This window comes from Acidobacteriota bacterium, assembly GCA_030949985.1.
In the GTDB taxonomy this organism is placed as follows: Bacteria; Acidobacteriota; Polarisedimenticolia; order J045; family J045; genus JALTMS01.
Window position 1 is genome coordinate 154,899 of sequence record JAUZRX010000010.1, and the last position, 22,002, is coordinate 176,900.

General features: G+C 68.5%; 17 protein-coding genes. All 17 read right to left on the reverse strand.

The window, feature by feature from the left end:
• The 17 genes from Q9Q40_02000 to Q9Q40_02080 all read right to left on the reverse strand — a co-directional run bounded on the left by Q9Q40_02000 (window position 1) and on the right by Q9Q40_02080 (window position 21,992).
• Entirely contained in the window at window positions 1-954 is a 954-nt protein-coding gene (locus Q9Q40_02000) for an SDR family oxidoreductase (GenBank protein ID MDQ7005983.1), read from the reverse strand.
• A gap of 44 nt (window positions 955-998) precedes the next feature.
• Window positions 999-2,300, reverse strand: coding sequence for a UDP-glucose/GDP-mannose dehydrogenase family protein (locus Q9Q40_02005; GenBank protein MDQ7005984.1), 1,302 nt, complete (start codon window positions 2,298-2,300; stop codon window positions 999-1,001).
• Between the two features lie 61 nt (window positions 2,301-2,361).
• Window positions 2,362-3,318, reverse strand: a complete 957-nt coding sequence (locus Q9Q40_02010) for a GDP-mannose 4,6-dehydratase (GenBank protein MDQ7005985.1) — start codon at window positions 3,316-3,318, stop codon at window positions 2,362-2,364.
• An 8-nt stretch (window positions 3,319-3,326) separates the two neighbouring features.
• Window positions 3,327-4,658, reverse strand: a complete 1,332-nt coding sequence (locus Q9Q40_02015; protein ID MDQ7005986.1) for a nucleotide sugar dehydrogenase — start codon at window positions 4,656-4,658, stop codon at window positions 3,327-3,329.
• A complete protein-coding gene (locus tag Q9Q40_02020; protein ID MDQ7005987.1) occupies window positions 4,655-5,884 on the reverse strand; it encodes an MlaD family protein in 1,230 nt (409 codons plus the stop codon). The genes Q9Q40_02015 and Q9Q40_02020 overlap by 4 nt, the downstream gene beginning before the upstream one ends.
• Window positions 5,877-6,623: an ATP-binding cassette domain-containing protein gene (locus Q9Q40_02025; protein ID MDQ7005988.1), complete on the reverse strand. Its 747-nt coding sequence runs from the start codon at window positions 6,621-6,623 to the stop codon at window positions 5,877-5,879. Before Q9Q40_02025 ends, Q9Q40_02020 begins: the two co-directional genes overlap by 8 nt.
• Before the next feature lie 62 nt (window positions 6,624-6,685).
• Window positions 6,686-7,465, reverse strand: coding sequence for an ABC transporter permease (locus Q9Q40_02030; protein MDQ7005989.1), 780 nt, complete (start codon window positions 7,463-7,465; stop codon window positions 6,686-6,688).
• A 10-nt stretch (window positions 7,466-7,475) separates the two neighbouring features.
• A complete protein-coding gene (locus Q9Q40_02035; GenBank protein ID MDQ7005990.1) occupies window positions 7,476-7,931 on the reverse strand; it encodes a hypothetical protein in 456 nt (151 codons plus the stop codon).
• Between the two features lie 234 nt (window positions 7,932-8,165).
• A complete protein-coding gene (locus Q9Q40_02040; protein MDQ7005991.1) occupies window positions 8,166-9,068 on the reverse strand; it encodes a hypothetical protein in 903 nt (300 codons plus the stop codon).
• The gene (locus Q9Q40_02045) at window positions 9,065-10,231 is read right to left on the reverse strand and encodes a helix-turn-helix domain-containing protein (protein MDQ7005992.1); all 1,167 of its coding nucleotides are present in this window, start codon (window positions 10,229-10,231) and stop codon (window positions 9,065-9,067) included. The genes Q9Q40_02040 and Q9Q40_02045 overlap by 4 nt, the downstream gene beginning before the upstream one ends.
• 581 nt (window positions 10,232-10,812) lie before the next feature.
• Window positions 10,813-13,914, reverse strand: coding sequence for an error-prone DNA polymerase (locus tag Q9Q40_02050; protein ID MDQ7005993.1), 3,102 nt, complete (start codon window positions 13,912-13,914; stop codon window positions 10,813-10,815).
• Window positions 13,911-15,449, reverse strand: coding sequence for a DNA polymerase Y family protein (locus Q9Q40_02055; protein ID MDQ7005994.1), 1,539 nt, complete (start codon window positions 15,447-15,449; stop codon window positions 13,911-13,913). The genes Q9Q40_02050 and Q9Q40_02055 overlap by 4 nt, the downstream gene beginning before the upstream one ends.
• Window positions 15,450-15,663: 214 nt before the next feature.
• Window positions 15,664-17,970, reverse strand: a complete 2,307-nt coding sequence (locus Q9Q40_02060) for a CocE/NonD family hydrolase (GenBank protein ID MDQ7005995.1) — start codon at window positions 17,968-17,970, stop codon at window positions 15,664-15,666.
• A gap of 90 nt (window positions 17,971-18,060) precedes the next feature.
• Window positions 18,061-18,756, reverse strand: a complete 696-nt coding sequence (locus Q9Q40_02065) for a recombinase A (GenBank protein MDQ7005996.1) — start codon at window positions 18,754-18,756, stop codon at window positions 18,061-18,063.
• A complete protein-coding gene (gene lexA, locus Q9Q40_02070) occupies window positions 18,753-19,397 on the reverse strand; it encodes a transcriptional repressor LexA (protein ID MDQ7005997.1) in 645 nt (214 codons plus the stop codon). Before lexA ends, Q9Q40_02065 begins: the two co-directional genes overlap by 4 nt.
• 364 nt (window positions 19,398-19,761) lie before the next feature.
• Window positions 19,762-20,883 (reverse strand): glycosyltransferase family 1 protein, encoded by a 1,122-nt coding sequence (locus Q9Q40_02075; GenBank protein MDQ7005998.1) that lies wholly within the window; start codon window positions 20,881-20,883, stop codon window positions 19,762-19,764.
• On the reverse strand, window positions 20,877-21,992 hold the full coding sequence (locus Q9Q40_02080) for a glycosyltransferase family 1 protein (GenBank protein ID MDQ7005999.1): 1,116 nt from the start codon (window positions 21,990-21,992) through the stop codon (window positions 20,877-20,879). The genes Q9Q40_02075 and Q9Q40_02080 overlap by 7 nt, the downstream gene beginning before the upstream one ends.
• Window positions 21,993-22,002 lie beyond the last annotated feature (10 nt).

The window sequence follows — 22,002 nt, forward strand, 5'->3', positions numbered from 1 at the left end:
CTAGGCCTCCTGGAGGGCCTCGACCGTGCGGGCCAGGCCTTCATCCAGCCCCACCTTGACCCGGTAGCCGAGAAGGCGCTCGGCCTTGGAGATGTCCGCCAGGGAGTGCTGGATGTCACCGGCCCGGGGCGGCCCGTGCACCGGCTCGATAGCGGTGCCGAGAATCTTGTTCAGGCGGTCCACCAGGTCGAGCAGTGAGATCCTCTCGCCGCAGGCCACGTTGTAAGCCTCGCCACAGGCCTCCTCGGGGGCCTCGGCGGCCAGCAGGTTGATCTGCACCACGTTCTCGATGAAGGTGAAATCCCGCGTCTGCCGGCCATCGCCGTTGATCGTCGGCGCCTGGCCGGCCAGCATCATCGAGGCGAATTTCGGGATCACCGCCGAGTACTCCGAGCCGGGGTCCTGGCGCGGCCCGAAGACGTTGAAATAGCGCAGGGCCACGGTTTTGAGTCCATAGAGATGGGTGAAGACGCGGCAGTAGGTCTCCGCCGCCAGCTTGTCCACGCCGTAGGGGGAGAGGGGCGCGGGGGTCATGGTCTCCACCTTGGGCAATGCCGGAGACTCACCGTAGAGGGACGAGGAGGAGGCCGCCACGAAACGGCGCACACCCAGGTCCCGGGCGGCGAGCAGCAGGTTGAGGGTACCGTCCATGTTCACCCGGTGGGAACTGACGGGATCGGCCACCGAGCGGGCCACGGAGGGAATCGCGGCCTGGTGCAGCACCACCTCGCACCCGTCCACGGCCCGGCGCGCGGTCTCGGCATCGACGATGTCACCTTCAAGCAGTTCGAAGCTGCCGCCCCCCAGGGCGCGCCAGGCCTCCACCTGCTGGAGATTCGAGCGGCGTCCGGTGGAGAAGTCGTCGATCACGCGCACGTCGTCGCCGCGGCGCAGCAGGGCCTCCACCAGGTTGGAGCCGATGAATCCACCACCGCCCGTTACCAAAACTCGCAAGGTCCTACCTCCTGCCGGTCCTCACCGCCGGCCTTGGGAAATGTCTAACGCCCGACGGCGATGTAGCGCAAGCCCTGCCGCTCCACGTCCTCGCGCTCGTAGATGTTGCGCATGTCCACCAGCACCGGCCGGGCCAGGGCCTCCTTCAGGCGCTGGAGGTCCAGGTTGCGAAACTGGTTCCACTCGGTGACCAGGGCCACCACGTCGGCACCCCGGCAGGTGGAGTATTCGTCCTCGCCGATCTCGCCGTCGAAGCCGGCGGCCCGGGCGGTCTCCACGGCGATCGGGTCGAAGGCCCGCACCCGACCCCCCTCCCGCCGGACCTGGTGGGCGATCTTCAACGCGGCGGACTCCCGCACATCGTCGGTGTTGGGCTTGAAAGCCAGGCCCAGCATGGCCACCGTCCGGCCCTTCAACTCGCCACCCACCGCCTCCCGCAGTTTGTTCACCATCCGCCGCGGCTGATCATCGTTGACACTCACCGCAGCCCCGATGATCCGCAGGGGTTCGCCGAACTCCTCGGCGGTAGCCAAAATCGCCTGGGTGTCCTTGGGGAAGCAGGAACCGCCGTAGCCGGGTCCCGGATGAAGAAACTTGGGCCCGATACGCTGGTCGAGCCCCATGCCCCGCGCGATGTCGTGGACATCGGCCCCCACCTTCTCGCACAGGGCGGCCATCTCGTTGATGTAGGAGATCTTCACCGCCAGGAAGGCGTTGGAGGCGTACTTGATCAGTTCCGAGGTGCGGCGGGAGGTGTGGAGGATCGGGGTCTGGATCAGGTAGAGCGGGCGGTAGAGATCCTCCAGGATCGCCCGGGCCTGCTCCTCTTCGGTGCCGATCACCACCCGGTTGGGCCGCATGAAATCTTCGAGGGCCGCACCTTCCCGCAGGAACTCGGGGTTGGAGGCGACCGAGAAGGGATGCCCGCCCCCGCTGCGTTCGGCGATCAACGCCTCGACCTTGTCCCCCGTGCCCACCGGCACGGTGGACTTGATCACGATCACCTTGTAACCGTTGATCGCCTCGGCAATCGATCCCGCCACGGCGAGCACGGACGAAAGATCGGCCCGCCCATGGGGATCCTGGGGGGTGCCGACGCAAATGAAGAGCACCAGGTTGTCCCGCACGGCCTCTTCGAGATCGGTGGAAAAGCGCAGCCGACCGGCGGCGGTATTGCGGGCCACGAGCTGCTCGAGTCCGGGCTCGTAGATCGGCACCTTGCCCGCCTGGAGCGAGTCGACCTTGGCCGCATCGCTGTCCACGCAGGTGACGGTGGTCCCAAACTCGGCAAAGCAGGCCCCGGAAACCAGGCCCACGTACCCCGTGCCGATGACGGCGATATTCATCTCTTCGCGGCCTCCCTGGCGCTTGCGCCGGCGCGGTCGTCTGCAGGAACCCCGTCCGGATTCAGGGGGCCGACTCCCGGTACCAGCGGACGAAACGCTCGATCCCCTCTTCGACGGGAACCTGCGGATCGTACCCCAATTCCCGCCGGGCGCGCGAGACATCGGCCCAGGTCCGGAGTACGTCGCCGGGCTGGAAGGGCCGGCGCTCGATCTGCGGCTCACGACCCAGGGCGCGACCGATCAGAGCGACCAGATCCGCCAGGGAAATCGTGGCCGACTCGCCCAGGTTGTAGACCCGGCATCCGCGGGCCGCGTCGATGGCGGCCAGCACGCCGGCGACGATGTCGTCGATGTAGGTGTAGTCCCGCTCGCTGCTACCGTCGCCGAACATGGGCACGGGACGGCCCTGGTCGATGAGCCGTGTGAACTTGTGGATCGCCATTTCCGGGCGCTGCCGGGGCCCGTAGACGGTGAAAAAGCGCAGCCCGATGGTATCCAGGCCGTAGAGATGGTGAAAGGTGTGCGCGATGACCTCACAGGCCTTTTTCGTCGCGGCATAGGGCGAGACCGGGTGGTCGACCGGGTCGTCCTCGGAGAAGGGCACCTTCTCGTTGCCCCCGTAGACCGATGAAGACGAGGCGTAGATCACCCGCCGCACGCCGGCCTGGCGGGCAGCCTCCAGCAGCACCGTGGTCCCCCGCACATTGACATCGGCGTAGAGTTCAGGTTGCTCGAGGGACGGCCGCACGCCGGCCCGAGCCGCGAGGTGCACCAGCACGTCGACCGACTCGGCGGCCATCAGCCGGCGGACCAGCTCCCGATCCCGAATATCCCCTTCCACCAGGCGGAAGGCCTCGTGGCCATCCCATCGGCGGAGGTTGGCGCGCTTGATTCCGGGATCGTAGAAGTCGTCGAAATTGTCCAGGCCCACCACCCGGTCGCCGCGCTCGAGAAGCCGGTCGGTGACGTGGGAGCCGATGAAGCCCGCCGCCCCGGTGACCAGGTAGGTACTCGCCACGGACCCTCCTAGAGACGGACGACCTTGCTCTTGTCCCCGACGTCGCGGGTCGCGTTGCGCGTGTCGAAGACCAGGGCCGCCTCCCGGCAGACCTTCTCGTAGTCGACGCCCTTGTGGTCGGTGATGATCAGCACGGCGTCCTGTTCGCGCAGCATGGCGGGATCGAGATCCACCGCGGGGATCGAAGTCCCCGATACGGAGAAGGCCGCCACGTAGGGATCATGGAAGCTCAACTCGGCGCCCCGCTGCAGCAGCAGGTGGATCACGTCTTCCGCCGGCGACTCCCGGGTGTCGGCGCAGTCCCGCTTGTAGGCCACGCCGAGGATCAGAACCTTCGAGCCCTTGATCGGCTTGCGCACCTCGTTGAGGAGCTCGGCCAGGCGATCGACCACGTGGGCCGGCATGGAGCGGTTGATCTCGGAGGCCAGGTCGATGAAGCGGGTGAAGTAGTTCAGCGAGCGGAGCTTCCAGCTCAGGTAGTGGGGATCGATCGGAATGCAGTGCCCACCCAGCCCCGGTCCGGGATAGAACGCCATGTAGCCGAAGGGCTTGGTGGCCGCCGCGTCGATGATCTCCCAGACGTCCAATCCGAGCTTCTCGCAGATCACCGCCACCTCGTTGACCAGGCCGATGTTGATCAGGCGGAAGGTGTTTTCGAGCAGCTTGACCATTTCCGCCGCCCGGGCCGACGAGACCACGTGCACGGCGGGGATCGCCGTGCGATAGAGAGCCTCGGCGACCTCCCGGCAGCCCGCTGTGGTACCGCCGACGACCTTGGGCGTGTTCTCCGTCTTGTACTGGGGATTCGAGGGATCGACCCGCTCGGGGGAGAAGGCGAGGAAGAAGCCCTCACCGACCTTCAGGCCGCTCTCCTCCAGCAGGGGCAGGATCACCTCTTCGGTGGTTCCCGGGTAGGTGGTCGACTCGAGCACCACCAGTTGCCCCACACGCAGGCGCCGGGCGATCTCCCGGGCCGAGGAGACCACGTACGAGATGTCCGGATCGAGGGTTTTGCGCAGGGGGGTCGGCACGCAGATCAGCACCGCGTCCATTTCGGCCAGACCATCGAAGTCGCAACTGGCGTGCAGACGGCCCGCCTCCACCTGGGCCCGGACCTGATCGTCCGTCAAATCCCCGATGTAGGTCCGCCCGGCACGGATCGCCTCGATCTTCTTGGGATCCACGTCGAATCCGTGGACCTCGAGCCCGGACCGGGAGAAGACCTCCGCCAGGGGCAGACCCACGTATCCCAGGCCCACCACACCCACGCGGGCCGTCTTGTTGGCAATCTTCTCGAGCAGCGCGTTCTTCATCGCCGCCACCGTTTCCGACTGAGTCATGGCATCGCCTCCGCCGCCTCCACGGCAGCCCGCTCCCCGCGGCTGTCCGCACCGGGGAACGGAGGCCAATATGTCGCCTCGGGCCCCGTCAGGCCAGCGCCTTCCGGGACTTCCTCCCGGCTGCGGCGCTTTTCGGCCTTCTCCCGCTCCCTCTCCCCCCGCCGGTGATAGCGGCGAATCAGCCAGGAGGCCAGCCGGCTCGAGCGCACCCCCGTCACCAGGGTCTGGGCCTCGTCGTACAGACCCCGGTCGTTGACCAGCAGCCCCAGGGTCCCCTCCCCCTCGTCGATCTTGCGACTGATGGACGCCAGGCGGGCGAGGGTTTCGTCGAGGTTGGCGGAAACGCGCTCGGCCAGGGCCTCGTCCCGCAGCAGGACCCCGGCCAGCCCTTCACCATGCTCCAGGCCGTCGGCCACCGAGCGCAGGGCCCGGCCCAGTTGGCGGAGATCCTCGGCCAGGGCCTCCCCCTCGCTGCCGGTACTGAGCCGGCCGAGCAGGCCTTCGCCCCGCTCGATGCGCTGGGCCACTGCCGCGATGCCGGAAGTGGCCGTCTTGAGGTCCCCCGTCACGGCCTCGGCGAATTCCCGGTCGGACACCATGCGCCCCATCAGGCCCTCCCCTCGATTGACCCGCGCCAACAGGGCTTCGGAGGCGTCGAGAGCCCTTTGCAGGGATTCGAGCCCCTCGGTGCCGAACTCCGGGTCGACGATGGCCTTGCCCAGCAGACCTTCTCCGCGACGGATCGCGCCGAGGATTTCGCTCAGGTCGCTGGTGGCCAACTCCAGGGTCGAAGCGATGGTGCGCCCCTGCTCGAGAATCGCCTGCTGCACCGCGGGCGGAATGAAGGCCCCGTCACCGAGTTGATTCTTGTCGGGGTCGCCGGGCGAAAGGTCGACGGACTTCTCGTTGGCCACGAACTGCAGGATTACCAGCGAGGCCTCGGTTCCCTGCCGGACCCTGGCGGCATAGCTCCGGTCCACGCTGAGGAAGACCTCGATGCCCTCGGAATCCGGGTTGGTGGGCAACACGATGCGCGCGACCGTGCCGACTCGCACGCCGGCGATGGTCACCGGCGAACCCACCCGCAGTCCCGAGGCATCGGGAAAGTTGGTGCGGTAGGTCATCTTGGCGGCGAAAAGGTGAGTTTCCTGTCCGACGACGAGTACGGCCCCCATGAAAATCGCCAGACCCAAGATCACGACCAGGCCGACGGCCAAGCTACGCATCGCTTCGTCCCTCCTCCAGGCTGCGACCGGCGATGAAGGCCGCGAGCACCGGGTCATCGGTCTCCCGCGCCTGTTGCACGGTGCCGAGAAAACGGATCCTTCCCCGATAGAGAAAGGCGATACGGTCTCCCACACGGAAGGCCGACTGGATATCGTGGGTGACCACCACCGAAGTCACTCCCAGGCGCTGTTGCATCGAGCGGATCAACTCGTTGATGGTGTTGGCGGTGACCGGATCGAGCCCCGTGGTGGGTTCGTCATAGAGAATCGCGCGGGGCTTGACGGCGATGGCCCGAGCCAGGGCCACCCGTTTCTGCATGCCTCCGGAAAGGGAGTCAGGCATCTGCGCCGCCACATCCTCGTCCAGGTCCACCAGCGCGAGCACCTCGGGAATTCTCGAGGCGATGTCCGTGGCACTCCAGCCGGCTTCCCGCAAGGGAAACGCGATGTTGTCGTAAACATTCATCGAATCGAACAGGGCCCCGCCCTGGAAGAGGTAGCCCACCTTGCGACGCACCTCCACGAGCCGGCTCTCCCGCAGGGTATGCACCTCCTGGCCGTCGACCAACACCTCGCCCCTGTCGGGACGGATCAGGCCGATGATATGGCGCAGGCTGACCGACTTGCCGGTGCCCGAACCGCCGAGAATGACCAGAGTCTCGCCGGGAAAGACGTTGAGGGAAAAGTCCTCGAGGATCACCTTGTCGCCGAAGCGCTTGTGGATGCCGTGCAGGCAGATGAAGGCCTGCCGGCCCTCCTCGTCGGCGCAGGAGAAGTCCTCGGTGCCGTGCTGGAGCGGTTCTACCACGACGCCCCTCCGAAGGTGGATTGCAGGACGAGGAAAAGCTTGGCCAGGAAGAAGTTGCTGGTGAAGATGGCGATCGAGGCGGCCACCACCGTGTTCGTCGTCGCCCGCCCCACCCCGGAGGCCCCCCCCCGGGTGCTCAACCCGTTGTAGCAGGCGATGATGCCGATGAAGAAAGCGAAGAAGAAGGTTTTGCCCACTCCCGAAAGCAGGTCACCGAGGACGAGGAACTCTCGCACCTTGGACCAGTAATAGCCCGCTCCCTGCTCGATCTCCGCCACCGCCACGTACATCCCCCCCAGAATGCCCAACAGGTCGCCGATCATGGTCAGAATGGGAACCATCACCATCAAGGCCACCAACCGCGGGAGGACGAGCTTCTTGACCGGGCTGGCGCCCAACGCCCGCAGGGCGTCGATCTGCTCGGTGACATTCATCGAGCCCAGCTCGGCGGTGATCCCGGCGCCCACCCGCGCGGCGAACATCACCGCGGTGAGCACGGGGCCGAGTTCCTTGATCAACGTCACGGCGACGAAGCTACCCACGTAGAGCTTGGCCCCGTAGGCAGCCAGGGTGTAGGAGACCTGCAGGGCCATCACCGCGCCGGTAAAGGCGATGGTCAGGCCCACCAGGGGCAACGACCGCACGCCGAGGCGGAACATCTGCTCGCTGACCAGGGCCCACTCGAAGGGACGGCGCAGCAACTCCCGCAGACACGCGCCGGTCAACACTGTGATGTCGCCCACCCTGCGGACCAGATCGGCCAGATAGGACATGCGCCGCTCCTCACTCCTCCCCGGCACCCGGGGAAGGAGGAGTCTCCCATTGACTCAACGCATTGACCAGTGACCCTGCGGCGCGACGCAGCAAGAAGAAGTGGACCAGCGCCAGGGCGCCGTCGAGGACAGCGATCAGGGCGAAAATCTCATCGGCGCGTCCGGTGACCACGTCCACCGCGAAAAGGGCGCAGCCGGCGAAGCGCAACCAGGTGGCCACGACCGCCACCGGCGCCAGTCGCCGGGGTTGCCGGAAGATCAAAAGGTAGATCCCCCCCAGGGCGACGAGGAACAGACCGTTGAGGTCGAGGTAGACGGCCGGCGCGACCAGGCTGACCCCCAGCAGCCGCGCCGCCGGCCCCGGCACGAGCAGAATCGCCAACCCGAAACCCGTGTCGAGCAAGGCTCCCGCGAGAAAGGACCAGCCCAGCCGGCGCCACCAGCGCCCTTCACTCCGCGTCGTCATGGAGGTCACCTTACCGCTTCCCCGGCCGGCGGGGAAACCCACCCCACCGTACCCGGTCGTAAGGGTGGGATACGCGGGTGACCAGGCGCCCTGCCGACGCAGCAGGCCCCGGGGCCGCAGCCGCCCTGGTGCGCGCCGTTGCGGGCGGGCAGATCCCGCGCAGGAGGGATGCTGCGACCCGCGACCCGGCAGGGAAAGCGCCCCCCCGCGGCCACGCCGCGGGGGGGCCGACCTTCAGGGCGCGAGACCGCGCCGGATCAGCGCGCGCGCACTCTCCCGCGCCCAGTACTCCGTCTCTCCGGAAGCCGTGTCCCAGGAATAGACCTGGGTCTGCCGCACACCCCAGGTGTTCGTGTGGGGGTCATAGACCCGGTAGGCCAGAACGCCCTCCGCATCGATCCAGTCGACCCAGAGAGTCGTCCCCTTCCGGTGGGCTACCACGTCGATGTCCCCATCGCCACCCGGACCCTGATAGCCGGTCACCGCCAGCACCTCGGGCTGCCACGCGCCGTCCCGGGTCGAGACCACCACCTCGCGCACCGCCGCCCCCTCCCGCTGGTAGGCCACCCGCACCACGCCCGAAAGCGCCACCACCCCCGGCCGGGAACCGCCCTCTACCACCCGGGTCACCCGCTCTTCCGGCGTCCAGACTTCGTCGCCGACGAAACGCTCGAGCAGCCAGACCTGCGGCTCCGATCCCGACCGCCACCAGCTCACGCGACGCGTCCCCGCCGCATCGATCGTGAGCGCGGGCTCCAGATCGTCCACCGCGTTGTCGGTCAGGATCTCCCACGGACTCCAACTGCCGCCCGTCCAACGCGACAACGCGATCTCGTAGTCGTTCCCGTCCCACCAGGCCCACGCCACTTCAGGATCGCCCGTCACCGGATCGATCGCGAACGACGGCCCGTAGTCCCCGTTGCCCGCACCCGTGGCGTTGAGAATCAACGCCGGGTCGATGTCGATGCGAATGATGTCGAATACGGGGAACGGATCCGCACCACTGCCTCCTCCCCCCGCCATCAAGAAACCACGACCCGTGGCGCCCTTGCCAACGGAGATCTCCGCAACAGAAAGCGGGAGTAGAAGGGAGGCCGCTACGATGAGAAAAACCGGGCGCAACTTCGAATCCATCATTGCCCTGCCTCCTTCGCTTCCAACTTGATCCGGGCAACGTACTCCTTGACTTCCGGGAGAGCCCTGTCCACCTTCTTCACCAGTCTCTGCAACGCCCGCCGTGCCATTCTTTCCAGGTCGACGCGATCTCCCGCAGAAACTTCGAGGCGCCAAATCCGAAAACACACTTCGAACTCCTCATTTTCCAGCCGAAGCTTACGCGCCAGGCTCGCGGCCGCAGAGTACTCTCTTCGGGCGCGATCGATGCCACCCTCTTCGGCAGCCATTTCGCCCAACACCCGCAGCGCGGAGAGAACCACAACCATTTTCTCACCGCTTCGCGCTTCGTCGAGAGCCCGATTGACCATTCTCCGGCCCGACTCCCGGTGCCCCGTCTTGAAAAAACAAAGCCCCAGATGGATGCGAACCTGATTCGCTTGAACGTCAAGCCCCTCACGTTCAAATGCCTGCTTGGCCTTCTCGAGACGGGGGACAGCATCCGCCCATGCTTTTTGAGCCACGAAGAGATTGCCGATGATCGCATAACCCTGCGCCGCGAACCGGCCGTCACAGGCAGCCAGAAGAGGCTCGACATGTTTGGCATGCAGCCTCGCGGAGAAGAAATCTCCGCTGGCGTAGCCCAGGTTCACCTGGAAGAGCGCCGCCTGAAGCCGGCGCTCTTCCGGGGCGCCGGGCAGATTGAGGACACGGCGCAGCGCGATCTCACTCAGCTGAAACCGGCGAAGTCGCCGCTGACAGTCGGCTTCGGAAATGAGCGCCAGCGCAAGTCGCTCGGGATCATCATCCTCTGCGAGAGCGCTCCACTGCTGCGCCGCCTTGAAACGATCCAGGGCGCTGCGGTAGTCGCCATATTCCAGCAATTCCCGGCCTTCCCTCATCAAGTCGTCGAAAGAGCGACCACTCAGGTCGACATCTTCGCGGACCTGGGCTTCGGCGATCACCTCATCGACGTAGCCCAGCGAGACACCGAGACAGTTGAAGACGGCCCGGGCGGTGTCCAGGCGAAGCATGCACGTACCTTTCTCGGCACGATGCAAGGTCGCCTCGCTGACTTCCACGCCGTGATCCCCCAGGCGCGAAGAAAGCGACTCCAGCGTCAGGCCATGAGCCAGTCGAAGATCCTTCAACCGCCCACCAAGAGCCATTCCGATTTCTTTTTGCACTCCCTTCCCTCCTCGAGAGCTTGGGCATCAAGCCCGTGAATTCCTCCTCACCGGCCCATGCTACGCGAGAAAAAATTACCCTGTCAACCTCATTCAGCAAGAATTATAGATTCTTTTTATTGACAAAAGGTTTTATTTTCCCATGCCTGAGAATGGACCGTCGGCACGATGCAAGGCCGCCTCGCCGACTGCCACGACGTGACACCCCGGGCGCGAAGAAGAGCGACCCCCATGCCAGGCCATGAGCCGGCCGAAGCCCCTCCCGGCCGTCCGCCAGGAACTCTTCCGACTTCTTTTTGTTCTTTTTGCGGCCCCGTCCCTCCCCGGAAGCACCGGCGTCAGCCCGTGAGACCCTCCATCCCGAATCATACTAAGTCGAAAAAACTATCATTGTCAACATGCATTACAAATGAATTTACGTCAGGAAGCATAAAAACGAGCGGGAGATTTCCCGCACATGAGATTTAGGCGCCGAAACATGACCGGATATCATCCCACCCCGGACAGGCCGAGAATTGAAGGCCGCAGCGCCTGAATTATCGGCCGGGTCGAGCCAGCCTCACGGGATTCCCATGCCTCGATCAATGGAAATCACGGCTTCGGCTGCGGGACGGAACACGCTCGAGTCGAGGGGCCCAGAAACGCTCCGCCACCACGTGGACGACGCCCCGGCCCGCCTGCACCTTGCCTGTCAAACCCAGCAGGGGACGGGTCTTGACCAGCAGGGCGTAGCGCCGCCAGACGTCTTTCCAGATCACCACGTTGACGAAGCCGGTCTCGTCTTCGAGGGTGAGGAAGGTCACCCCCCCGGCAGTGCCGGGGCGCTGGCGGCAGATCACGGCGCCGGCGTAGCGCACCCGGCGGCCATCCGGCATCCGGCGCACCTGCTCGGCGGTAGGCAGCCCTTGGGCGGCGAGTTGCCCGCGCACCGTTTCCACCGGGTGCGCCCGGGGCGAGTGGGAGGTGCACCGGTAGTCCCAAAGCACGGTCTCGAACCGATCGAGGGGATCGAAACGCTGATCCTCGTCTTCCATCGGCAGGGGCAGCGCCCGCCCCCGGCGGCGCGCCAGCCGTCGCCCCTCCCACAAGGCCTGGCGGCGCCCCGGAACGAGAGATTCGAAAGCCCCCGCCCCGGCCAGGCGCAGCAGGTCGGCCTCGGGCACGCCGCTGCGACGCACGCAGTCTTCGTAAGAAGCGAAGGGCGCCTGCTTCCGTACCGCCTCCAACCGCTGCCAGGATTGCCGACGCAGACCCTTGACCCAGCGGGCCCCCATGCGCAGGGCCAGCGGGTGATCCCCGTCCGCGGCAGGTTCGAGGGTGCACTCCCAAAACGAGCGGGTCACATCGATGGGCCGCACTTCGACCCCGTGACGCCTGGCGTCCTCCACCAGCGTCGCCACCGAATAAAAGCCCATCGGCTGGGCCCTCAGCAACGCGCAGGTGAATTCCGGGGCGTAGTGCCGCTTGAGATAGGCTGCGGCGTAACAGATCAGCGCAAAACTCGCCGCGTGGGACTCGGGAAAACCGTACTCCCCGAAACCCCGAATCTGCTCGAAGACCCGCTCGGCGAACTCCGGGGCGATGCCCTTGGCCACCATCCGGGAGACCAGTCTCTGGTGGTGTTTTTCGATGCGCCCCGTGCGGCGCCAGGCCGCCATGTCCCGGCGCAGCTGGTCGGCCTCACCGGGGGTGTAGTCCGCGGCCACCACCGCCAGGCGCATGACCTGCTCCTGGAACAGAGGCACACCGAGGGTCTTCTCGAGCACGGGACGCAGGCTGGGGTGAGGATATTGCACCTCTTCCTCGCCGTTCCGACGTCGCAGATACGGGTGCACCATGCCGCCGGAGATCGGCCCGGGACGCACGATGCTGATCTCCACCACCAGGTCATAGAAGCGCTCCGGCCGCAATCGCGGCAGCATGGCCATCTGGGCCCGACTCTCGATCTGGAACACTCCCACCGTATCCGCCCGGCGGATCGCCTCGTAAGTCTCGGGGTCGTCGGGCGGAATCGTCGCCATCGACAGCCTTTCGCCCCGATGCCGTTCAATCAGGCGAAAAGCCGTGTCGATCTGGGTCAGGGCCCCCAGCCCCAGCAGATCCACCTTGAACAGCCCCAGGGCCGCCACGTCGTCCTTGTCCCACTGGATCACCGTGCGACCCTCCATCGCGCCGTTTTCCACCGGCACCAGCTCGCACACCGGTCTCTCGCCGAGCAGGAACCCGCCCGGATGAATCGAGAGGTGGCGCGGAAAGCCCAGCACCTCGTTGGCCAGGCGCAGCAAGTGTCCGGCAGCAGGCGAAACCTCCGGATCGAGACCGGCCTGCCGCAACAGGGTCTCTTCCACCTCGCCGTCATGGGGCAGCAGCCGGGCCAGGCGATCGAGAGCCGTGGCGCTCAGGCCCAGCACCTTGCCCACGTCCCGTACCGCCGAGCGGGGACGGTAGCGGATCACCACCGCCACCATCGCCGCGTACTCCCGGCCGTACTGGGCGTAGACGTGCTGGATCACCTCTTCTCGGCGCTGGTGGGCGATATCCAGGTCGATGTCCGGTGGCTCCGCCCGTTCCCTCGAAAGGAAGCGCTCGAAAAGCAGCCCCGAGCGAACGGGATCGACGGCCGTGATACCCAGGCAGTAGCAAACCGCCGAATTGGCCGCCGATCCCCGTCCCTGGCAGAGGATCCGCCGCTCCCGGCAAAAACGCACGATCTCGTACATGGTCAGGAAATAGCCCGGGTAGTCGAGTTCTTCGATCACGGACAGCTCTTTTTCGAGTTGGGAGCGGACCGCTTCCGGAACGGCGTCTCCGTAACGCCACCGCGCACCCTCGAAGGTCAGCCGTCTCAGCCACTGGGCCGAAGTGCTGCCGTCGGGCAGACGCTCGGAGGGGTAGCGGTAGCGGACCTCGTCGAGACTGAAGCGGCAACGGGCGGCGATATCCAAAGTGCGCTCCACCGCCCCGGGCAAGTCGGCATAGAGGCGACGGAAGGCGTGGGGAGATTTGAGGGCATGTTCGGCGTTGGGGCGGATCACCCGCCCTGCCGTCGCCAGGCCCACTCCCGCCCGCAGGCAGGCCAGCACATCCTGCAACTCCCGGCGGCCGGGGTTGTGGTAGAGCACCTCGGTGGCCGCCACCAGCGGCAGGCCCCAACGCTCGGCCCGGCGGCGCAACCGGGCCTCGATCACGCTGTCGCTTTCCGCCCGGTGGCGGGCGATCAGCACCATCAAGCGCTCGCCAAAAGCCTCCTTGAGGGCCCCCAGGGTGGAAGCCGGCTCCACCTCTCCCGCCAGGGCGCCGGCGGGACCGCCCCACAGGGCGATCAATCCCTCGGCCTGCCCGCAGACCTCCTCCAGGCGCACCCGGCACTCACCCTTGGGGCAACGCAGGCGACCGCTGGAGATCATCCGGCAGAGGTGGCCGTAGCCCCGGCGGTTTTCCGCCAGCAGCACCAGGGGCGAGCCGTCGTCGAGGTGGATCTCCGAGCCGAGGATCAGCCGCAGACCCACTTCCCGGGCCTCGAGGTGGGCCCGCACCACCCCGTAGACCCCATCCCGATCGGTCAACGCCAGGGCACTCAGCCCCAGATCCGCCGCCGCGGCCACCAGCTCTTCCGGGTGGGAAGCCCCTTCGAGGAAAGAGAAGTTGCTCTTGCACCACAGGGGTGCGTACCCGGCGCTCATTCCACCTGCCCCTGGAGAAACCACCGGCGACGGCGCTGGTCGTAGAAGACCCACAGCACGTCGCCCCGGCGGCAGGTGGCGTAGCGATACTCCCGCCGCAGGGGACGGGTCCACCAGCCTCCGGCCACGATCCAGGGCTCGCTCATCCGCACCACCGGGCCATGCTCGACACCCCGGATCAGCCAGCCGTCGTCCCGCAGCCGATGCGCGCGGGGGGGCAAAATCCGGGGACGGCGGAGGATCCGGCGCACGAGGGGGACCTGGAGACAGGGCCCCGGTCGGGCCGGTCGCCACTCCGCCGGCAGGGACTCCCAGGCAAAGCGACCTTCGGGCAGATGGGCCGACCGTGGCCGAGCCCGCACCACCGCCTCCTCACCGAACTCCGCCCGCAGCCGGGCCAGGGCTCGAGCGCCGGCGGCTGCGTCCCGCCGGGAACGCTCCACGAAGAGCCGAAGCTGCTGCCACTTTTCGGCTTCCCCCCGCACCTCCACCCGCACTTCCTCCACCCGCGCTCCCAGGGGCCGTCCCTCGAGGCGCAGGCGCACCAGGTCCAGCACTCGGGCCCCCAGCAAGGTCGGCTCGGCGGTCTGCAGCCACTCCTCCCGCCGGCCTCCCCCCTCCAGGCGGAAATCCAGGCCCACTCCCACCAGCCGCCAACCCCGGCGCACCAGCTCATCGAGTTGGGGGTCGAGCAGGCTCTTGACGCGAAAGAGCAGGCGGTCGAGGTCTTCCTCGGGGCGGTCGAGCAGGGCCGCAGCCTCGAGAGGCTCGCAGGGAGCCGCGGGAAGCAAAGCCGCCTCCTCCCGCTCCCGGGCCAGGCGATGCCAGCGGCAGGCCTCGGGGCCGAAGCGCTCCCGCAACCCCACGGCCGGCAGGGCGAGAAAGGCGCCCACCGTCTTCACCCCCAGGGCGGCCAGGGCCTCCCGCAGGGTGGGAGCGAGATCGAGGCGGGCCAGGGGCACCGGCTCGAGAGCGCGGGCCTCCTCCGCCGGATCCCGCAGCACCCGCACGCCCCCCGGACCTCCCCGGGCCACGGCGTAGGTGGCAAAACGGCGGAAACCCGTGACCACCGTGGCGCAAAAGCCCGTCGCCGCCACGGCCCGGTGCACCGCCCGGGCCCACAGTTCCGCCGTGGGCCACAACCGGTCGAGCCCCGCCCCCCCGAGCCAGAAAACCCCCGGCCCGCCCAGGCCATCGCGCCCCGCGGGCTCCACCTCCGGCGTCAGGCTCCTCAGCAGCTCCAAAACCTCGGCCACCGCCCGCTCGACATCGGCCTGCGCCACCACGCCCGCACGCACGCTGCCACTCGTGGCCAGGGCCGCCGCATAGGTCTGTCCCGGCAGGATGCCCAGCCGTCGCGCCCGGCCGCTCGCCCACGAGATCCGCCCCCGGGGCTCGTCCCGCTCCACCACCACCACGGGAGACTCCGCCCACCGGGGGTGGCGGCGGAGCAGGAGTTGCAGCGGAAGGGCCGGCAGATCGACGCAGGCCAGCGGCGGCAGGCTCGACCCCTTCCTCGGCAAGTTCGGGCTCATGAAAGCGTCCCTCCCCGGCAAAGGGCTTCATCATACAAGACAAAATTCTGCCAATCAACGGCCGCCAACCGGCAGGAGACCGGGCCGTTCCGGTCTCGGCTCGAGCCGCAACGGCCCGCAGGTCTCGCCTGCGTGGGGCGCTTCCGTCAGGGGAGATCCGGCGGCCCGGGAAGGGACGGGGCGGCCCGGCCATCCCCGGACCGGGGCCCGGGACTCAGGGCGCCACCCCATGGGGCCCGTTCCCCCCGTCGGTCCCTTCGCTGACCACTTGCCAGAACACGCCGGCATCGGAGGTGGTCAGTGTCGTGCCGGTGGTTTCGGCCACGGGGCGGCGGACGATCCAGGGCCACCGGGGGCCTTCGATGCCGGCGAAAACGCGGTACCGACGGTGGCAGGCATCGGCGACGGGGGCCCAGCTCAGGCGCACCTCGTCGGGCCCCGTGCGGGTGACGGTCAGGCCCGTGACATGGGCGGTGGCGGGGCAACCCTCGACCTCGGCGGGATCGACCACCGAGAGCAACAGGCGGGAGGGGTGGCCCTGGTCGTGGACGATGCGGTTGAAGGCCACCGCGGTGGTGGTGTGCCGGTTGAAAGGCTCGCCGGTCTGGGGGTTGGCTTCGAAGCGGGGGTAGTTGGTCGAGGCGACGGCGATGCGGATGGCGTGGCCGGCGGGGAAGGTGATCGACGTATCCCAGAGCCCGATCGTGAACTCGTAGACCTGGCCCGGGGAGAGCAGGTCTTCCCGGTCGAAGCCCAGCCGGTGGCGCCCCTGAAGAATCATGTCGGTGACCAGCATCGCCCGGCCGTCGGGGTAGACATCTTCCAGCTTGATCACCCAGTCCGTGTCCGGTCGGTCGGAGGCGGCATGGAGCACCACCGACACCGGCCCGCTGGTCTCGACCGGCCGGCTCAGGGGGGGAGTCTGCCAGACCAGCACGTCGGCGCGCTCATCATCCACCGGCCGCTGATCCATCGGCCCCTTGCCGATCTCGTCGTAGAGGTTGCTGCCGCCGAGGGTGGGCACCGGGTCGTTGGGGTCGGCGGTGAAAGTCGTCTCCGCCGCAGCCTCGGTGGGAGGATCCCGGCTGAGCAGCCCGCCGGCGTGGAGGTAGAAAGCCGTCTCCGTGGAGGGCGGCGGCCAACCGGCGGAGGTGCGCCAGAAGTTGCCCGGCGCGGTGAACCCCTCCGGCAGCCCCGGTCCCATCACGTACGCCCGCGCCGGAGGCGTGTCCATGATTCCCGTGTCCTTCCCCTTGAGCCAGAACTCGTACCAGGAGAGCATCACATCTTCCACGTCGCTGAACAGGCTGTGCAGGGGATAGAGCAGTTCGCCCTGCTTGGGAACCAGATACCGGCGGTGCACCCAGGGGCCGATGACCAGCTTCTGATTACGACGGGCGCCCGCCCCCCCCTCGGTTTGCAGGCGACTGAAAAGGTCGACCGTGCCCTGGGAAAAAATGTCGTACCAGCCGCCGATGTGGAGGATCGGCACCACCACCTGGTCCAGGCGCAGCAGCAGGTTGCGCTGGTTCCAATAGGCATCCTCGTTGGGATGCTCGAAGACCTCGTCGAGCTTGTGCAGCGATCCCTGGTCACCCAACCAGGTTTCCACCAAGTTCTTGCGGAACTCGCCTCCGGGAAAATACATGTCGTGGTACGGATTGCCCGTCGCCACCTCGGCGATCTGGCACACCAGGTGCGGCGGCGCGGCGCCGGCCATCATGTACTGGGTGATTCCCGAGGCCGAAGGGCCATAGGTGCAGACCCGTCCCCCGGCGCAGAAATCCTGGGCGGCGATCCACTCCACCGCGTCGTAACCATCCTGGTTTTCGAGCCACCCGTCGTCGTCGAAGACGTCGTCGACCCCTTCCGAATCGAAGCGCCCGCGGGTGGATTGCATGACGAAGACGAAGTCGTTGCCGATGATGAAGCGAGGTGGGCCGACCTGCGCGTAGGGCGTGCGCTGGAGCACCACCGGCCAACTCATACCGGGCCGCCGGGAAGGGCGCCAGATGCGGGTATCGAGGTGGGTCACCCCGTCACGCATCAACACCATCTCTTTCGTGCGAGCCAGGGCCACCTCGAAGTCGATGCCGGTGGCGGCGCCCGCGGTCAGGTCGATGGTCACCACGCCCGGCTCATCGAGGTCGGCACCCTTGGGTGTCATACCGCGCAGGTCCACCGCCGGGTAGAGTTCGTTGTAGCGGGTGTGGTGGTTGGTGAAAACCAGCAGCCGATCCATGCCGGGCAGGGTTTCGTCGAGATCGAAGCGATAGACACCTTCGGCGTCGGTGTCCACGGTCCACTCCACCACGATGGCCGCATCCGCCGCGACCGAGTCCGCCTGGCTTCGGCGGGTGACACCGATGGTGATGCCGGCGAGGGGCAGGCCGTCTTCCTCGGAAACCACCGTCCCCGACAGCTCCGTCACCGCCACCGTCGCGGGCAGGGCCAGGGCCAGCACCACCGCCGGACCGGCGACACACCTCCATCGGAATTTGAACGTCCGCGCGATCGACACAAGCGCCTCCTCGAACCCCCGAACCGGCCTGGAAAGCTACGGCGAAGTCCACCCCCCGGCCACCACGGACGCCCGGTCGGCAACGCCCCTTCAGCGCAGGCCGGCGGGAGCGCGGCGCATCTCGGCATGTTCCCATCCGGGACCGCGACGCTTGTCCTTGAGCACCCGGAGCCGGCAACGCCAGCGGGCGTAGGAGACCGTTGGGGCCGCCGGTTCCGCCGCCTCGAGCAGGGCCTGACAGCGCAGGGAGACCAGGGGACCCAGGGAAGCGGCATCCGGAGCCTTCTCCGTCAGGTAGAGAACGACGGCCTCGTGGCGCTGGGCCAGGCCGGCCAGGCGGGCTTGGAGGGGCGCCGGAACGTCCTGCGCCGGCCCGGCGGGAAAGCCGGCCAGATCGAGCACCAGCAGCCCGAAGGCGCCGGAGCGCGCCAGTCGCTCGGCGGCCCGGGCCGCCGCCGCCCCGTCAGGCACGAAGATCACCGGCAGGGCCTCGAGATCGACGCCGGCGGCGGCCACGTCGGGGGGGAAGAAGGTGCTCTCCCGGGAGGAGATCCAGACCACCGGCTCGCCACGACCCTGGGCCTCGCGGACCAGGCTGAAGGCCAGGCTCAACCGCGCCGTGGCACCCACCCCGGAAAGCTCCCCCACCCTTCCAGCCATTTCGTCGAGACTCCAGTGGGCGGCACTCCCACCGACAGCGCCACGACGCCGAAGATCCAACCAGCGGCGGCCGGAAAGCCGGATACCCTCGAGGGCCGCCTCGTCGCGGACAGCTCGGCGGCTCATGGTGCCTTGTCGACCAGGGGCACTCGCTCGAGATAGCGATGCACCTCGACCACCTTGCCCAGCAGCCGCCACTCTCCCTGGCGGGGCACGATCGGCGCGAAGTCGGGATGCGCGGGCTCGAGCAGCCACTGCACCCGCCCCCGGCGCTGCCGTCGACGGAGAATCTTCACCGTGGCCTCGTCGTCCACCTGGGCCACCACCACCTCCCCCGGCTCGGCCCGCCCCTGGCGTCGTACGATGACCAGGTCGCCGGGCAGGATGCCCACACCGGTCATGCTCTCGCCCTCCACGCGCAGCGCGAAGAGCTTGCCGGAAGGCAGGGGGGAGTGCAGCGCCAGGTAGCCTTCGGGATCGCGCACGGCCTCGGTCAACCGACCGGCCTGGACCCGGCCCACCAGGGGCACCAGGGTCACCCCGCCCTCCTGTCCCCTGGGCAGGCGGTAGCCCCGGGAGCGGCCCGGCTCCTTGACCAGCAGCCCTTCGGCCACCAGGGCCTCGAGCTGGGAACGCGCCGACTCCACGGCCCTGAAGCCGAAGGCGTCCTGCACCTCCCGCAAGCTCGGCGGCCGCCCGGCCAGCAGTCGCTCCCGCATGAACTCGTAGATTTTCCGCCGCGTCTGCCCCGGGGGGGTGTAGGCCATGGTCGTCTCCTCGGCTGGTCCTCGGCTGGCCGGGTTCTCCCCGGTACCATAGCAGACAAATTTCCTCGAAACCATTTCCGCGAACCCCGCGTGCGCCGAAGCCCGTCCCGCTCCCCGACAAGGCGGCGCGGAAGGGGTCCGGACGGTTTTCGCAAACGACTGACGCGCCTCGTCACGCCTCCCCGCGGTCGGCGTGCCCCCCCCTCCTCGATCTTCACGAACAGGCCGGGCCAGAGGGGCCGGCAAAGTCCGTCGCCCCCCCGGGCCGCAGCACGACACGCCGCCTGGACCCGGCAGCCCGCTCCAGGAATCTCTTGCGCGCGAGGAGCCGAAAAGACTTTGTCGACGAGCGGCGGGCGCCGGTTCAGACCTCCAGCCGGGCGGCCCTGCGCAGCACGGCCAGCGTCCGCCGGGCGCATGCCTGCCAGGTGAAATCCCGGGCCCGGCCGCGTCCCGCCCGGGCCAGGCGCGCCGCCAGCAGCTCGTCGTCCAGCAGGTGCGCGGTGACCGTGGCCACCTGTTCCGCGTCCGGGCGATCGGCCCACACCGCCGCTTCGCCCAGCACCTCGGGCAGACTGGCCCGACGCAGGGCGACCACCGGCGTCCCGCAGGCCATGGCCTCCAGGGCCGGCAAGCCGAAACCCTCGTAGTCGGAGAGGTAGACCAGCGCCCGGGCCTCGGCCACCAGTCCCCTCAGATGCTCCCCGGGAACCCAGGGGCGACGCTGAACGCGCCCGGCCACACCCAGGCGCGCCGCCAGCCCGGCCAGATCGGGAGCCGGGGGCTGGTCGGGACCCGCCACCACCAGTCGCAACTCGGGCCGCGCCGTCGCCAGGCGGGCGAAGGCCTCGACGGTCACGTCCACGTGACGCCGCAGGTGCACCGCTCCCAGGTGCAGCAGGTACGGTCCCTCCCACCCCAGCCACTTCCGCAGGGCCCTGCGCTCGGCGGCGCCGACCTCGTCACTCCAGTTCGCCTCGACCCCCAGGGGCGTGACATGGATCTTCTCCCGCGGCACCCCCAGCCGCTGTTCGATCTCTCCCGCGGAAAAGTGACTGGGAGTGAGCACCGCCCGCGCCCGCCGGGCCGACGGGCCGGCCAGGGAGAAGGCCACCCGTGCGCGTCGCCTGAACCACTCCGGGTGAGCTGCGAAGGAGACGTCGTGCACCGTCACCACCCGGGGCACACGAGCCAGCAGCGGCACGCTGTAGAACGGGCAGAAGAGCAGGTCGGGACGACGGCGCCCGGCGGCGACCGCCAGGCGGATCTGCCTCCAGGCGGGATCCCCACCCGGCAGGAGCCAGCGCAGGGGTCGTACCTCCAGGCCACCGGGGGGATCTTCGATGGGACCATCGCTCCACAGCTCCACCTGCTCGCCGGGGGCGAGTTGCGGCACCATCGCCCCGAGCAGCCCCCGCAGGTAGCGGGCCACGCCCGTGGGCCGGTGGGAGAGCACCCGGGCGTCCACCGCCAGGCGCATCACCATCCCGCCGCCTCCCCGTAGACCTCGATCATGCGCTCGGCCACGACGTCCCGGGAGTAGAGTCGGGCGCGGCGGCGGCGGGACTCGGCGGCGGGGCTCTCGGCGCCCCCTTCCTCGAGGGCGGTTTCCATGGCCCGGGCCAGTGCTGCCGGGTCGTCCCCGTCGGCCAGGTGACCGACGCCGCGGGCAATCTCCCGGGTGGCCTCCGCCGGACCCACGACCAGGGCCGTACCGGCCGCCAGCGCCTCGACGGCGGGAATCCCGAAACCTTCCTCGCGGGAGGAGACCACCACCGCCGCCGCACCGGCCAGCGCCCGCCCCAGATCGGCCGCGGTGAGGTGACCGGTCAGGTGCACGCGCCCCTCGAGCCCCAGGGCCTGGACCACGTCCCGCATCCTTCGCCGCTGGGCCGCGCTCCCTCCGGTGAGCACCAGGGCGATCTCCGGCCGGTCCAGTTGCGCGAAAGCCGGGAGCAGCAGGTCGTCGACCCCCTTGAGAGGATCGAAGCCCCCGGTGTGCAGCAGGTACGGGCTTTCCACCCCCTCCACGCCGGCCGACCCCGCCGAGGCGATGGCCCCTAGATCCACGGGAGGGGGCACCACCCGGATCCGTGCCGCCTCCACGCCCAAGCGCGTGACGAGCTGATCCGCGGTCCAGCGGCTGACGGCGATGATCAACGGAGCCCGGCAGGACCAGCGCAAGGAGAGTCCGAAGACCAGCCGGTGGCGGCGGCTGAAACGCCGGGGATGGCGCAGGGGGATCAGATCATGGACCGTAGCCACCCAGGGCAGGCCCCGGGGCACCCGGGGGGGAGCGAGAAAGGTCGCGTGCCACAGTTCGGGGGCGAAGGCGCGGATCCAGCCGGGCCCCAGCAGCCGCCCCCAGCCCAGGGTCGGCCCCGGCGGACGAGCCGGGTCGACGGCGGTGACCCCCGCCGGAAAACCCTCGGGGGGCTCGCGGCGAGGATCGATCAAAGCACCGAGACGGGGAATACGGCCGCTGGCTGCCAGGCCGCCGAGCAGGTCCCGCACGTAGCGCCCGACGCCCCGGCGACCGGTCGCCCCCTGCAGGGGCCGTCCGTCGACCAGGACGCCGGCGGGCTCAGCGCTCATCCACCGTTCC